A 15,016-nucleotide genomic window follows, 5' to 3' on the forward strand; every position below is an offset into this window, starting at 1 on the left:
CCGGCCAGTCGAACCTGAAGCGGGTGTATCTCGAGTGCGGCGGCAAGAGTCCCAATCTGGTCTTCGCCGACTGCAAGGACCTCGACGCCGTGGCCCGTCACGCCGCCGAGGCGATCTTCCACAACCAGGGCGAGGTGTGCATCGCCGGCTCCCGGCTGCTGGTCGAGAATTCGATCCGCGAGGCCGTCGTCGACAAGCTGCTCGCCGCCGCCGAGAGCATGCAGCCCGGCGACCCGCTCGACCCGGCGAGCTTCATGGGCGCCATGGTCGACCGCACCCAGTATGAGCGGGTGCGCGACTACATTCGCCGCGGCGTCGAGGAGGGCGCGACCCTGCGCACCGGCAGCGACCCGGCCGCCGAGGGGCCGGGGCTGTTCATCGCGCCGACGGTGTTCGACGGCGTCACCCCGCAGATGGCGATTGGCCGCGAGGAGATCTTCGGCCCGGTGCTGGCGGTGTTCGGCTTCGACAGCGAGGAAGAGGCCGTGCGGCTGGCCAACGACAGCGAGTACGGCCTGGCGGCCGGGGTCTGGAGCCAGGACATCGACCGCATCATGCGGGTGTCGCGGCGGCTCGAGTCGGGGCAGGTGTTCGTCAACAACTGGGCGGGAATGGACCAGACGGTGCCGTTCGGCGGCGTCAAGCAGTCGGGCAACGGCCGCGACAAGTCGCATCACTCGCTGGAGGAGTACTCCGAGCTCAAGACGGTGTGGCTGTCGCTGGTGCCCTGAACGCGGCACCTTTCATGACGCGGCCGTCCCGGTGAGGGGCGGCCGCCCCGGACACGGCCGTCGTCAAAACGTCTTGGCCGGGGTGCAGCAGCTCACCAGCCGGCACTCGCGCTTGCCGGGGTTGCGGAAACGGTGGGGGATGGCGGTGTTGAAGTAGTAGGCCTCGCCGGGGCCCAGGGTGCGGGTCTCGATGCCGATGGTGATCTCGATCTCGCCCTCGAGGATCACTCCGGCTTCCTCGCCCTGGTGGGCGATCATCTCGCGTCCGGTGTCGGCGCCGCCGGGGTAGGTCTCGATCATGAACGACAATGATCGCGTCTGATGATTGCCGCCGACCAGCTTGTAGATCACGTCGCCGCTGCCGATGTCGGTCAGGTCCTCGGGGGAGTAGAAGACCTGATCGCGATTGTCCATGTCCAGTGTGAAGAAGTCGCCGACGCTGATGGGAATGGCGTCGAGTATCTTCTTCAGCGAGCTCACCGACGGACTGACCTTGCCCTGTTCGATCAGCGACAGGCTGGAATGGGTGACGCCGCAGCGCTTGGCCAGCTCGCGCTGGGAGATGCCGCGCAGGGTACGCAGGGCGCGCAGGCGCGGGCCGACATCATCTGACATCCGGAAGATCCTTGTGGCGAGGCGGCCGGCGGCTTGCCGCCGGCCGCCGTCATCATGCGTTGTCGAGCTTGTCCTTGAGCAGTGCGTTGACCTGCTGCGGGTTGGCGGTACCGCGCGAGGCCTTCATCACCTGACCGACGAAGTAGCCGATCATCTTGCCGCGCTTGTCCGGATCGGCTTCGCGGTACTGGGCGACCTGTACGGGGCTGTCGGCGATCACCTGATCGACCATCGCCTCGATGGCGCCGCTGTCGGTGACCTGCCGGAGACCCTGGGCGTCGATGATCGAGTCGGCGGTGTCGCCCTCGCCGTCCCACAGCGCGGCGAAGACCTTCTTGGCCGCCTTGCCGTTGATGGTCTCGTCCTTGACGCGGGCCACCAGGCCACCGAGCTGGGCGGCCGAGACCGGGCTGTCGGCGATGTCGAGACCTTCCTTGTTGAGGCGGCCGGCGAGCTCGACCTGGACCCAGTTGGCGGCCAGCTTGGCATCGCCACCGGCGTCCTTGACCGCCTCGAAGTACTCCGCCATGGCCCGGCTCGACGACAGCACGCTGGCGTCGTAGGCCGACAGCCCCAGCTCGTTCTGGAAGCGCGCGCGCTTCTCGCTGGGCAGTTCCGGCAGGCTGGCGCGCAGGTGGTCGACGTAGGCCTGGTCGAGCACCACCGGCAGCAGGTCGGGGCAGGGGAAGTAACGATAGTCGTTGGCCTCCTCCTTGGTGCGCATGCTGCGGGTCTCGTCGTTCTCCGGGTCGTACAGCCGGGTCTCCTGGATCACGCTGCCGCCGTCCTCGAGCAGTTCGACCTGGCGTTCGATCTCGAAGGCGATCGCGCGCTCCACGAAGCGGAAGGAGTTGACGTTCTTGACCTCGGCGCGGGTGCCCAGCGATGCCTGGCCCCGGGGGCGCACCGAGACGTTGACGTCGCAGCGCATCGAGCCCTCGGCCATGTTGCCGTCCGAGATGCCCAGGTAGGTGACGATGGCGTGGATCGCCTTGAGATAGGCGGCGGCCTCCTTGGCGGAGCGCATGTCGGGCTCGGAGACGATCTCCAGCAGCGGCGTGCCGGCGCGGTTGAGATCGATGCCGGTCATGCCGTGGTAGTCCTCGTGCAGCGACTTGCCGGCATCCTCCTCGAGGTGGGCGTGGTGCACGCGAATGCGCTTGGCGCTGCCGTCGTCGAGGGTAATCTCGACCTCACCCGGGCCGACGATCGGCTGATACATCTGGCTGGTCTGATAGCCCTTGGGCAGGTCGGGGTAGAAGTAGTTCTTGCGATCGAAGATCGAGGTCTCGGGGATCTCGGCATCGATGCCCAGGCCGAACTTGACGGCCATCGCCACGGCCCCCTCGTTGAGCACCGGCAGCACGCCCGGCAGGCCCAGGTCGACGGCGCAGGCCTGGGTGTTGGGCTCGGCGCCGAAGGCGGTGGAGGCCCCGGAGAAGATCTTCGACTGGGTGGCGAGCTGGACGTGGACCTCCAGCCCGATCACGGCTTCCCATTGCATCAGGCGTTCTCCTTACCGAAAGCGGGCTGGCGGCGGTGCCAGTCGGTGGACTGCTGGAAGCGGTGGGCGACGTTGAGCAGCCGCGCCTCGGCGAAGTGCGGGCCGAGGATCTGCAGGCCGACCGGGCGGCCGTTCGCGAAGCCGGCCGGCACGCTGAGGCCGGGAATGCCCGCCAGGTTGATGGCGATGGTGTAGACGTCCTGCAGATACATGGCCACCGGGTCGGACTTGGCGCCCAGATCGAAGGCGGGCGTCGGCGAGGCCGGACCCATCAGCACGTCGACGTCCTCGAAGGCGTCGATGAAGTCCTGGCGGATCAGGCGGCGGACCTGCTGGGCCTTCTTGTAGTAGGCGTCGAAGAAGCCTTCCGACAGCGTATGGGTGCCGATCAGGATGCGCCGCTTGACCTCCTCGCCGAAGCCCTCGGCGCGGGAGCGCTTGTAGAGGTCGATCAGGTCGGTGGGGTTTTCGCAGCGATGGCCGAAGCGCACGCCATCGAAACGCGACAGGTTGGAGGACGCCTCGGCCGGGGCGATCACGTAATAGGCGGGAATCGCCAGATCGGTGTGCGGCAGGCTGACCTCGCGCACGCTGGCGCCCAGCGACTCGTAGACGCGGATCGCCTCGCGCACCGCGCTCTCCACGGCGGGTGACAGGCCGTCGCCGAAATACTCCTTGGGCAGGCCGATCTTGAGCCCCGACAACGAGGCCTCGAGGGTCTCGCGGTAATCGGGCACGCCGCGCGCCACGCTGGTGGAGTCGCGCAGGTCGTGACCGGCGATGGCGCCGAGCAGCAGGGCGCAGTCCTCGGCGCTGCGCGCCATGGGGCCGGCCTGGTCGAGGCTCGAGGCATAGGCGACCATGCCGTAGCGCGAGACGCGGCCATAGGTGGGCTTGAGCCCGGTGATGCCGCAGAAGGCGGCCGGCTGGCGGATCGAGCCGCCGGTGTCGGTGCCCAGCGCCGCGGGGACCAGCCCGGCGGCGACCGCCGCGGCACTGCCGCCGGAACTGCCGCCGGGCACCGCGGCGAGATCCCAGGGGTTCTTGACCGGGCCGTAGTAGCTGTTCTCGTTGGACGAGCCCATGGCGAACTCGTCCATGTTGGTCTTGCCGAGGCTCACGCTACCGGCGGCGGCGAGCTTCTCGACCACGCTGGCGTCGTAGGGCGAGACGAAGTTGTCGAGCATCCGCGAGCCGCAACTGGTGCGTACGCCCTGGGTGCAGAAGATGTCCTTGAGCGCCAGCGGCAGGCCGGTGAGCGGGCCGGCCTGGCCCGAAGCGCGGGCCTGGTCGGCGCGGTCTGCCGCCTCGAGCGCGGCGTCTGCCGTTACGGTGATGAAGCTGTTGAGTTCGCCGTCGAGGCGGTCGATGCGCGCGAGCAGCGCCTCGGTCAGCTCACGGCTGGAAAACTCGCCGGCGGCCAGTGCCGCGGCCAGTTCGGTGAGAGTCTTGTCGTGCATGGGGCGTTGGCTCCGTGGAAAGCGGGTCCGGCGGGCGGGCGTCGTTTACTCGACGACCCGGGGTACCAGATAGAGGCCGTTCTCGACGGCCGGCGCACAGCGCTGAAAGCGCTCGCGCTGATCGGTCTCGGTGACCTCGTCGGCGCGCAGGCGCTGGGTGGCGTCCAGCGGATGGGCGAGCGGCGCGACGCCGTCGGTTTCCACGGCCTGGAGACGGTCGACCATTTCCAGGATCCGGCTCAGGTCGTCCACGTAACCTGCGGCCTCGTGATCGTCGAGCCCCAGGCGGGCGAGGTGGGCGGCCCGCCGTACGTCTTCGGGTTCAAGCGCCATAACGTCGGCTTCCTTCAGTGCGATGGCAATGCGTGTCGACCGCGGACGGGCGGCCACGGTCGACGGGTGTCGTGAAATAGGCGAAACGGTACCACAACTCCGTGTGACGGGCATCTTGCTTGCCGCCTTGTCCCCGCGATGATACCGTTTGCGTCCGCACAGGGTTCCGGTCTGGACTAGGTGAAAGACTTCCATGTTTAAACGTTTGAGGGGGCTGTTCTCCAGCGATCTGTCGATCGATCTGGGGACCGCCAACACACTGATTTATGTTCGCGGTCGCGGCATCGTTCTCGACGAGCCCTCGGTGGTAGCGATTCGCCAGTCGGGCAACATGCGCAGCGTGGCCGCCGTGGGCGTCGACGCCAAGCGCATGCTGGGCCGCACCCCGGGCAACATCACCGCGATTCGGCCGATGAAGGATGGCGTGATCGCCGACTTCACCGTCACCGAGCAGATGCTCCAGCATTTCATCCGCAAGGTTCACCAGAGTACCTTCCTGACCCCGAGCCCGCGTGTACTGGTCTGCGTGCCCTGCATGTCGACTCAGGTCGAGCGACGCGCCATCAAGGAGTCCGCCGAGGGCGCCGGTGCCCGCGAGGTATTCCTGATCGAGGAGCCCATGGCGGCGGCGATCGGCGCCGGTCTGCCGGTCGAGGAGGCGCAGGGCTCGATGGTCGTCGACGTCGGCGGCGGCACCTCCGAGATCGCCATCATCTCGCTCAACGGCGTGGTCTATTCCGAGTCGATCCGCGTCGGCGGCGACCGCTTCGACGAGGCGATCATCGCCTATGTGCGCCGTCACTACGGCAGCCTGATCGGTGAAGCCACCGCCGAGCGCATCAAGGAAGAGATCGGTTGCGCCTATCCCGGCGGCGAGCTGCGCGAGATCGACGTGCGCGGTCGTAACCTGGCCGAGGGCATCCCGCGCAGCTTCACCCTCAACTCCCACGAGATCCTCGACGCCCTGCAGGACCCGCTGGCGTCGATCGTTGCTGCGGTCAAGAGTGCCCTCGAGCAGTCGCCCCCCGAACTCGCCTCCGACATCGCCGAGCGCGGTCTGGTGCTGACCGGCGGTGGTGCCCTGTTGCGTGACATCGACAAGCTGATCGCCGAGGAGACCGGCCTGCCGGTGATCGTCGCCGAGGATCCGCTGACCTGCGTGGCGCGCGGTGGCGGCAAGGCGCTGGAAATGATCGACCAGCACACCTTCGAGCTGCTCTCCAGCGATTGAACGGACGGCGCCGGCGCGGCGTCGTTTCGCGTTTGCAGCGCGCCGTTGCGGCGCGTCTCGGGTTCTTGGCCAGTTCGCAGGGAGTCGTTCTATCAAACCGCTGTTCTCGCAGGGTCCCGCACCCGGCTACCGCATGCTGCTGTGCGCCTTCATCGCCTTCGCGTTGATGTTCGCCGAGCATCGCCTGCCGCGCGTCGCGGAACTGCGGGCGCACCTGTCGACCGTGGTCACGCCGGTGCAGTGGCTGGTCAGCCTGCCCAGTGACGCGCTGTCCTGGGGGGCGCTGGTGGTCTCGGATCAGTCGCGTCTGGTCGACGAGAACCGGCGCCTGCGCCAGCAACTGCTGACCATGTCCCACCGGGTGCAGCGCATGGCCAGCCTGACCGCCGAGAACGTGCGCCTGCGCGAGCTGCTCGATGCCGCCCAGCGTCGTGAGGTCCCCTACATCACCGCCGAGCTGTTGTCGCTGGATTCGGACCCCTTTACCCATCAGATGGTCATCGACCGCGGTCGCAGCGACGGCGCCTACGTCGGCCAGCCGGTGATGGACGCGTCGGGGCTGATCGGCCAGGTGATCGCCGTATCGGCGTATACCAGCCGGGTGTTGATGGTCGCCGACGCCAGTCACGCGGTGCCCGTGCAGGTCAATCGCAACGGTCTGCGCTTCATCGTCCAGGGCACCGGCAGCTACGATGTGCTCGACGTGCTGCACGTGCCCGATACCGCCGATATCCGCCCGGGTGACCTGCTGGTCACCTCCGGCCTGGCCGGGCGCTTTCCGGAAGGTTACCCGGTCGCGCGGGTTCGCGAGGTGGTGCACGACCCGGGCGCACCGTTCGCCCAGGTGACCGCCGAGCCGGTGGCCCAGCCGGAACGCTCCCGGCATTTCCTGCTGCTGTTTCCGCCGCCGCGACCCACGCGAATTCCCGTCAGCGATACCGCCCGTCATGCCGCCGAGCGGGTCAGCGGCATGACGGCGGACGAGGAGACGCCATGATCGGTTCGCTGCGCGGCCTGGTGATGATCTGGACGACCCTGGTGCTGGCCCTGTGCCTGCAGGTCATGCCGTTGCCCGATGCCTGGCTGGTCTGGCGGCCCGACTGGCTGGGGCTGATGCTGGTCTACTGGTGCGTGGTGGCGCCGCAGCGCGTGGGCGTCTTCTACGGCTTCCTGTTCGGGCTGCTGCTCGATCTGCTCGAGGGCGCGCCACTGGGGCAGAACGCCCTGGTGCTGTCGTTGCTCACCTATCTGGCGCTGCTGGTCTACCAGCGGATGCGCGCCTATGCGCTGATTCAGCAGGCGGTGCTGGTGTTCATCATCCTGGGGATCGCGCAACTGCTCGAGCAGTGGCTGAGAACCATCTTCGGGCCCTTCGCCATCAACCTGGTCTTCCTGCTGCCGGCGCTGATCGGCGCCGTGCTCTGGCCCTGGCTGTTCACCATGCTGCAGATGCTGCGGCGGCGTCTCGGCGTGACCTGACACGCCGGCCTGGCGTCGGCGCATCCGCAATCCGAGGAGGGATTTCCATGCCACCCGTTCTGCGCCTGGCCTCGGCGTCCCCGCGCCGTCGCGAACTGCTCGCCTCGATCGGCGTCGACGTCGAGGTGGCGCCGGTCGACATCGACGAGACGCCGCGGTCCGGCGAGCCGCCCGCCGACTACGTCGCCCGCCTGGCCCGCGCCAAGGCCGAGGCCGGCGGCGTCGGTACCCGACTGCCGACCCTGGGCTCGGATACCGCGGTGGTGGTGGCCGGGCGCATCCTCGGCAAGCCCCGCGATCGTCGGCATGCCGGCGAGATGCTCGCTGCTCTGAGCGGGGGTTGGCACGAGGTGCTCACCGCCGTGGCGGTCAGCGGGCCGAGCGGGATGCTCGAGGCCTGCGTGACGACGCGGGTCGCCATGCGCGCCATCGGCGAGGCGGAGATGGCGGCCTACTGGGCCACCGGGGAGCCCGCCGACAAGGCGGGGGGCTACGCCATCCAGGGTCACGCGGCGATCTTCGTCGAACGCATCGAGGGCAGCCATTCGGCGGTGGTCGGGCTGCCGCTGTTCGAGACCGCCGAGTTGCTTGAGCGTCAGGGCATCGCGTTGTGGCCGACGCCGCGCCCGGCTGTGTCATAATCGCGAGCAAAGCCTTCTTCACAAGGATCGGTGCATGAGCGGCGAGGTACTCATCAACCTGACCCCGATGGAAACCCGCGTGGCGGTGGTCGAGAACGGGGTGCTGCAGGAAGCCTTCATCGAGCGCAGCCGACGCCGCGGCATCGTCGGCAACATCTACAAGGGCCGGGTGGCGAGGGTCCTGCCCGGGATGCAGGCCGCCTTCATCGACATCGGTCTCGAGCGTGCGGCGTTCATCCACGCCAACGAGGTGATGCCGCCCAACACCCCGGCCGACGAGCAGGTCTCGATCAGCCAGTTGCTGCACCAGGGCCAGCCGCTGGTCGTGCAGGTCACCAAGGATCCGATCGGTTCCAAGGGCGCGCGCCTGACCACTCATCTCTCGGTGCCGTCGCGCTACCTGGTCTACATGCCCGATTCGCCCCACACCGGGGTCTCCCAGCGCATCGAGGACGACGCCGAGCGCGAGCGGCTGCGGGCGCTGGTCGAGACCTGTCTGGACGAATTCGATCAGGGCGTGCCGGGGGGCTTCATCATCCGCACCGCTGCCGAAGGGGTGGGGAGCGAGGAACTGCTCACCGACATGCAGTTCCTGCGGCGCCTGTGGCGCAAGGTCGAGGAGCGCAAGGTCACCGCGCCGGCACCCAGTCGCATCTACGACGACCTGCCGCTGTTCATCCGCACCCTGCGCGACGTGATGCGCGACGACATCGAGAAGGTGCGCATCGACTCCCGCGAGAACTATCACAAGTTGATCGAGTTCGCCGAGGAGTTCATGCCCGATGTCGTCGAGCGCATCGAGTACTACCCCGGCGAGCGGCCGATCTTCGATCTGTTCAGTGTCGAGGACGAGATCCACAAGGCGCTGGGGCGCAAGGTCCAGCTCAAGTCCGGCGGCTATCTGGTGATCGACCAGACCGAGGCGATGACCACCATCGACGTCAACACCGGCGGCTACGTGGGGCATCGCAACCTCGAGGAGACGATCTTCAAGACCAATCTCGAGGCGGCCACGGCGATCGCCCGGCAGCTGCGGCTGCGCAATCTCGGCGGGATCATCATCATCGACTTCATCGACATGGAGGACAGCGAGCACCAGCGCCAGGTGCTGCGCGTGCTCGAGAAGTCGCTGGAGCGCGACCATGCCAAGAACAAGCTGACCGGCGTCACCGAGCTGGGCCTGGTCCAGCTGACCCGCAAGCGTACCCGCGAGAGCCTCGAGCAGACGCTGTGCGAACCCTGCCCGACCTGCCAGGGGCGGGGCACGCTGAAGACGCCGGAGACGGTCTGCTACGAGATCTTTCGCGAGATCCTGCGCGAGGAACGCGCCTACAGTCCCGAGACCTACATGGTGCTGGCCTCCCAGGCGGTGGTCGATCGGCTGCTCGACGAGGAGTCCGCCGCGGTCGCCGACCTGGAGATCTTCATTGGCAAGACCATCCGCTTCCAGGTCGAGACGCACTACTCCCAGGAGCAGTACGACATCGTGCTGATGTAAGCCCATGAACCCGATCCGAGTCACGCTGCGCTGGGTGTTGACGCTGCTGGCGATCCTGCTGGTGATCGCCGCGCTGGGCATGAGCGGCCTGCGCCTGGCGATGACCCAGCTCGACGCCGTGCGCGACCGGGTGGAAGCCGCCCTGGCCCGCCAGTTTTCCGCCAATCTGGACCTGCGCCGTTTCACCGGCGAGATGCAGCGCCTGGATCCGCGCCTGAGCCTCGACGAGCTGCAGATCACGGTGCCGTCGGGCAAGTCGACGTTACCCCTGTTGTCGCTCGGCCACGCCGATCTGCGCCTCGATACGCTGGCCTCGCTGCGCGCCCGCCAGCCGGTCATCGGTCAGGCCCACGTCGCCGAGCTCACCCTGCACCTCTATCAGAACGCCCAGGGCGACTGGGCGTGGCCGGGGCGTGCCAAGGACCCCGCCTCGATGATGCAGGGCGGGTTCGACCTGAATCGGCTCGACGCCTGGGTGGGGCTGTTGCTGCAGCAGCGGGTGGCGGTGGACGACGTGCGCCTGGTCCTGCACGGCCTCGACGACAGCCTGACGCTGGTCGCCCCGCAGTTGCTGATCGCCGGCGGGGCGCAGCGGGCCCACATCGAAGGCCAGTGGTATGTCGAAGGCCAGCCCGAGCGCGTGCTCTCGGCGGTCCTCGAGGTGCTGCCGGGCTCGCGGGGGCTCGGCGACTTCAGTGCGGCGTTGCAGGCGAAGATGGATCTGTCGAGCCTCGACCGCCTCGGCCAGTTGCTCACCCGGCATCGGGCGGTGCGCCTCGACCGCATCGCGGGGGAGGCCGAGCTCTGGGCACGCTGGCGACACGCGAGGATCGCCGACGCCCGACTCGCGGTCACGGTACCGCAGCTCAGCCTCGGCGGGGACGGCGGCAGCGTCGAGCTGCACGATATCGGCGCGCGGGCCCAGTGGCTGCGCAACGACGACGGCGAGGGCTGGCGTGCCTGGGTCAATGCGCTGTCGGTCAGCGATGCGACAGGGCCCTCGCCGCTGCCGTCGCGCCTGGAACTTGCCGGGCAGGGCAGTGACTGGTGGCTGCGCAGCGGGGCGTTCTCGCTGGACGCCCTGGCTGCCCTGGGCGAGCGCCTGCCGCTTCCCGAGGAGGTCGACCGGGCCCTGCAACGGACCAACCCCCGTGGCCAGGTGAGCGGCCTGCAGGTGGGGCAGCGGGACGGTGCCTGGCAGGCGCGCGTCGCCTTGCGCGGTGCCGCCCTCGACCCCTGGCAGGATGCGCCGGGTGGTGGGCCCGTCGACGCCTGGGTCGTCGCCGACGGTCAGCAAGGGCACGTCGATTTCGTCGGCGGCGACGGGGTGTTCCTGCATTTTCCCGATATCTACGGGGATCCGCTGACACTCGATGCCGCCAGCGGCCGGGTCGACTGGTCGCTGGCCGAGCGGCAGCCGCTGGTGACCGGCAAGGATCTCCACGCGCAATGGCGCGGAGCGCCGGTCGACGGCAGCTTCGAACTGACAATCCCGGGTGACAACGCCGACCGGCGACCGGGACGCTTCGTCCTCGACCTGGCGATGCGCGACGTCGACGCCCGCGACACGCCCCTGGCGCAGTGGTTGCCGATGAAGGCCTTCGATGACCCGGACCTACGCGAATGGCTGTCCCGCGACATCACCGGCCTTGTTCCGCGCGGCACGCTGCATCTCGAGCAGACCCTCGACAAGGAGGCGATGAGCGATGACGGCGGGGGCAGCGATGACGGCAGCGACGATCTGGGCAAGCGGACCCGACTCAAGCTGTCGCTCGACATCGAGCAGGGCAAGCTGCCCTACGAGGTGGGCTGGCCGCCCCTGGAGAACCTCAGCGGGCACCTCGACATGGTCGACGACACACTCGATGCGACGGTCGATCACGCCGAAACCCGCGGGCTGGTCACCGAGGGCGCCACGGTCGCGATGGCCGACGACCGGCTGAGCATCGAGGGGCCGGTGCGGGGCTCCACACAGGCGCTGCTGCAATTCCTGAGCGCGGCGCCCATCGACGGCTCCGACGCCTTTGCCGACTGGCGCAGCGAGGGGCGCGTCGCCGGCCGGCTGACCCTCGGCGTGACGCTGGACACCCCGGAAAACGTCGAAACGCCGGTGGACGTCGATGTCACGGCGAGCGTCGAGGCGCCGAGCCTGCGCCTGCCGCAATCCGATCTCGCCCTCTACGACGTCAACGGCGATCTGCGTTATCGGCACGATCCCCAGGCTGCCGAGAGCGATACCCTGACCGGCCAGCTCGGCGCCCGGGTCTTCGACGGGCCGTTGCTCGCCGACTTCGACGTCGGCGGCAAGGGCGTGACCTTCGAGGGGCGGGCGCTGGCCCGGGGGCTGCTCGAGTGGGGCGGTGTCGGCCAGCTCAGCGGCCTGCTCAGCGGTTACTTCCCCTATTCGGCCAACCTCGACCTCACCGGCGAATCGCCGCATCTGAGCCTCGACAGCGATCTCCAGGGACTGGGCATTCAGCTGCCGGCACCGTTCGGCAAGGCGCCGGCGGCTCGCGTGCCTTTCCATCTCGATGCCGCGACCGGCGCGCGCAGCGTGCAGGCCCGCCTGGCCGACCGGCTGCGCCTGCGCTGGCGCTCGCTGGGCCCCGATAGCGGTCAGGGCCAGGTGTGGCTCGAGCAGTGGCCGGATCCGTTGCCGGCCTGGCCGGGGTCGAGCGGCTGGCAGGTCGAGTGGCGGACGCCGCGCCTCGCCCTGGAGGCCTGGCAGACGGCGCTGGCCGGTGTCGCGCCTGGCGGCTCGTCGGGCAAGGGCGCGTCGGACAAGCCGGCCTCCGGCTCGTCGATGGCCGAGCTGCGCCGCGCCACCCTGACGACCCCCTGCCTGGCCTTCGATGACCGCTGCCTGGGCGATCTCGTCGCCAACGCCACGCGGCTGCCCGCCGACGGCTGGCAACTGGCGCTGGCGGGGGCGCTGGTCGAGGGCCGGGCCACGTACCGGCCACGCAGCCCTCGTCCGATCGACGTTCAGCTGCAAACGCTGCATCTCGACGACCTGACCCCCGCAGCGACCGAGCCCCAGCTCGGCAGCGAGATCGCCACGACCAGCGAACCGCGGCCGGTGGCCTTGCCCGGAGGGTTGAACCAGTTACCTGACGGGCATGTCAGAGTCGATACGATCACCCGCCACGGGCAGCGCCTGGGACCCTTCGAGGCCAGCTGGGAGGCGACGTCGGAGCGGTTGCGGGTCGCGCCGCTGTCGATGACGCTGGGCGAGATCACCGGCCAGGGCGAGGTGGTCTGGGAGGCGTCGGGCGCCGGTTCCAGCCTGACCCGCTCGCGGTTGACGATCGAGGGCGGCGATCTGGGCAGCGCCCTCGAGCGTCTCGATCAGCCGGTGGCGGTGCGCTCGACGCGGACCCGTGTGCAGTCGCAGCTCGCCTGGCCGGGGGCGCCCTGGCAGTTCGCCCTGGAACGCTCGCGGGGCAGCATCCAGGCGAGGCTCGACGACGGGCGTTTCGTCACCCTGGATTCCCCCTCGGCGCGTCTGGTCGGCCTGCTCAACGTCGACAACCTGCTGCGGCGGCTGCGCCTGGATTTCTCCGACGTGACCGAGCAGGGCACGGCCTTCGACAGTGTCAAGGGCGATGCCACACTGTATGGTGGACGCCTGGAAACGCGCGGGCCGGTGGCGATCGATGGCGCCTCCACGCAGTTCAGCCTCGACGGCAGCGTCGACCTGATGGCCCGCGAGCTGGACCTCAAGCTGGGCGTCACCGTGCCGGTCAGCCAGAACCTGCCGCTGGCCGCGGTACTCGCCGGGGCCCCCTATGTCGGCGGCGCGCTGTTCCTGGCCGACAAGCTGTTCGGTGGCTGGCTCGACAAGGTCACGAGAATTTACTATCGCGTGCAGGGTCCCTGGACCTCGCCGCGCATCACTCTGGAAGACGCCGAATGACGCAATTGTCCCATTCGCCTCTCGACGAGGCCATCACCATCCTGCTCGCCCCCGGCGGACTCGATGCCCAGGCACTCGAACCCGGCCTGGAGCACGCGCTCGGGCCCGGTGTCGACTATGCTGATCTCTACTTCCAGCGCAGCTGGCAGGAAAGCTGGGTGCTCGAGGATGGCGAGGTCAAGGACGCCAGCTTCAACATCGACGGCGGCGTGGGGGTGCGCGCCCTGGCCGGCGAGAAGACCGGCTTTGCCTTCTCCAACCAGATTACCGCGGAAGCCCTGGCCGAGGCCGGGCGCACCGCGGCCGGGATCGCCCGCGGCGGGTCGCGGCTCGAGCGGGTGGCGGTGAGCTCGACGTCGGCGTCGGCGCGTTATGCCGGCGTCGACCCGCTCACCGGGCTGACCCCCGAGGAGAAGATCGCCCTGCTCAAGCAGGCCGACCGCGTGGCGCGTGCCGCCGATCCCAGCGTGGCGCAGGTCAGTGCCTCGCTCAGCGGGGTGCACGAAGTCGTGCTGGTGCGGGCCAGCGACGGCACCCTGGCGGCGGACATCCGCCCGTTGGTGCGCTTCAACGTCAGCGTCATCGCCATCCGCAATGGCCGCCGCGAGCGCGGCAGCGCCGGTGGTGGCGGACGTTACGCGATGTCGCGGCTGCGCGACGACAACGTCGCCGAGCGCTACGCCAAGGAGGCCGTGCGCCAGGCGCTGGTCAATCTCGACGCCGTGGATGCCCCGGCCGGGCAGATGCCGGTGGTACTGGGCGCCGGCTGGCCGGGCATCCTGCTCCACGAGGCGGTGGGCCACGGTCTCGAGGGCGACTTCAATCGCAAGGGCAGTTCGGCCTTCGCCGGACGCATCGGCGAGCGCGTCGCGGCGCCGGGCGTCACGGTGGTCGACGACGCCACGCTCGCCGATCGGCGCGGTTCGCTGTCGATCGACGACGAGGGCACGCCCGGCGCCTACACGCCGCTGATCGAGGACGGCATCCTCACCGGCTACATGCAGGACAAGCTCAACGCCCGCTTGATGGGCATGGCCCCGACCGGCAATGCCCGGCGCGAGTCCTACGCCCACATGCCCATGCCGCGGATGACCAACACCTACATGCTGGCCGGGCGCGACGAGCCCGACGAGATCATCAAGAGCGTCAAGCGCGGGCTCTACGCGGTGAGTTTCGGTGGCGGACAGGTCGACATCACGTCCGGCAAGTTCGTGTTCTCGGCCAGCGAGGCCTATCTGATCGAGGATGGCCGGATCACCGCCCCGGTGAAGGGCGCGACGTTGATCGGCAACGGCCCCGAGGCGATGGGCCGGGTATCGATGGTCGGCCACGACATGGCGCTGGATACCGGCATTGGGGTCTGCGGCAAGGAAGGGCAGGGCGTGCCGGTGGGCGTGGGCCAGCCGACGCTGAAGCTGGATGAGCTGACCGTCGGCGGCACGCAATCATGAACTGGACGTGCCTGCGCGTCGCCCATCCGGCGTTGGAAATCGACTCGGCCTGCTCATTTACGGCCTGTAAACTCCGCGGCCTCGTCGATTTCCGCCTTGCCTGGGCGCCGCTCGGCGACGTCTCTGCGACAGAGTGAGAGTGAAAAGACCGGGGACG

The 15,016-nt window shown here is 68.9% G+C and carries 12 protein-coding genes; 8 read left to right on the forward strand and 4 right to left on the reverse strand.

Annotation, left to right across the window (positions count from 1 at the left end):
• Positions 1-731, forward strand: a 731-nt coding sequence (locus D0901_RS19000; protein ID WP_129141875.1) for an aldehyde dehydrogenase family protein, incomplete at its 5' end; no start/stop codon positions are given.
• A gap of 63 nt (positions 732-794) precedes the next feature.
• Here D0901_RS19000 and D0901_RS19005 read toward each other — a convergent pair.
• The 4 genes from D0901_RS19005 to gatC are packed head-to-tail and all read right to left on the reverse strand — an operon-like array spanning position 795 to position 4,643.
• A complete protein-coding gene (locus tag D0901_RS19005; protein WP_129141876.1) occupies positions 795-1,346 on the reverse strand; it encodes a cupin domain-containing protein in 552 nt (183 codons plus the stop codon).
• Between the two features lie 52 nt (positions 1,347-1,398).
• Positions 1,399-2,850 carry an Asp-tRNA(Asn)/Glu-tRNA(Gln) amidotransferase subunit GatB gene (gene gatB / locus D0901_RS19010; protein WP_129141877.1) on the reverse strand — a complete coding sequence of 484 codons (1,452 nt, stop codon included), beginning with the start codon at positions 2,848-2,850 and terminating at the stop codon, positions 1,399-1,401.
• Positions 2,850-4,310 carry an Asp-tRNA(Asn)/Glu-tRNA(Gln) amidotransferase subunit GatA gene (gene gatA / locus D0901_RS19015; protein WP_129141878.1) on the reverse strand — a complete coding sequence of 487 codons (1,461 nt, stop codon included), beginning with the start codon at positions 4,308-4,310 and terminating at the stop codon, positions 2,850-2,852. The genes gatB and gatA overlap by 1 nt, the downstream gene beginning before the upstream one ends.
• Before the next feature lie 45 nt (positions 4,311-4,355).
• On the reverse strand, positions 4,356-4,643 hold the full coding sequence (gatC, locus tag D0901_RS19020) for an Asp-tRNA(Asn)/Glu-tRNA(Gln) amidotransferase subunit GatC (RefSeq protein WP_129141879.1): 288 nt from the start codon (positions 4,641-4,643) through the stop codon (positions 4,356-4,358).
• Positions 4,644-4,836: 193 nt separating this feature from the next.
• On the opposite strand from gatC, the gene D0901_RS19025 reads away from it, so the two are divergent.
• From D0901_RS19025 to tldD, 7 genes are all read left to right on the forward strand, one after another.
• A complete protein-coding gene (locus D0901_RS19025) occupies positions 4,837-5,874 on the forward strand; it encodes a rod shape-determining protein (RefSeq protein ID WP_129141880.1) in 1,038 nt (345 codons plus the stop codon).
• 133 nt (positions 5,875-6,007) lie between these two features.
• Positions 6,008-6,871 carry a rod shape-determining protein MreC gene (gene mreC / locus D0901_RS19030; RefSeq protein WP_129141881.1) on the forward strand — a complete coding sequence of 288 codons (864 nt, stop codon included), beginning with the start codon at positions 6,008-6,010 and terminating at the stop codon, positions 6,869-6,871.
• Entirely contained in the window at positions 6,868-7,353 is a 486-nt protein-coding gene (mreD, locus tag D0901_RS19035) for a rod shape-determining protein MreD (RefSeq protein WP_129141882.1), read from the forward strand. Before mreC ends, mreD begins: the two co-directional genes overlap by 4 nt.
• Positions 7,354-7,400: 47 nt before the next feature.
• Positions 7,401-7,994: a Maf family protein gene (locus D0901_RS19040; RefSeq protein WP_129141883.1), complete on the forward strand. Its 594-nt coding sequence runs from the start codon at positions 7,401-7,403 to the stop codon at positions 7,992-7,994.
• Positions 7,995-8,028: 34 nt separating this feature from the next.
• Positions 8,029-9,492, forward strand: a complete 1,464-nt coding sequence (gene rng / locus D0901_RS19045) for a ribonuclease G (protein ID WP_129141884.1) — start codon at positions 8,029-8,031, stop codon at positions 9,490-9,492.
• A 4-nt stretch (positions 9,493-9,496) separates the two neighbouring features.
• Complete coding sequence (locus D0901_RS19050) at positions 9,497-13,408, forward strand: YhdP family phospholipid transporter (RefSeq protein WP_129141885.1); 3,912 nt, start codon at positions 9,497-9,499, stop codon at positions 13,406-13,408.
• The gene (tldD, locus tag D0901_RS19055) at positions 13,405-14,859 is read left to right on the forward strand and encodes a metalloprotease TldD (RefSeq protein WP_129141886.1); all 1,455 of its coding nucleotides are present in this window, start codon (positions 13,405-13,407) and stop codon (positions 14,857-14,859) included. Before D0901_RS19050 ends, tldD begins: the two co-directional genes overlap by 4 nt.
• Positions 14,860-15,016 lie beyond the last annotated feature (157 nt).

The organism is Modicisalibacter coralii, from assembly GCF_004117855.1.
Classification (GTDB): Bacteria; Pseudomonadota; Gammaproteobacteria; order Pseudomonadales; family Halomonadaceae; genus Modicisalibacter; species Modicisalibacter coralii.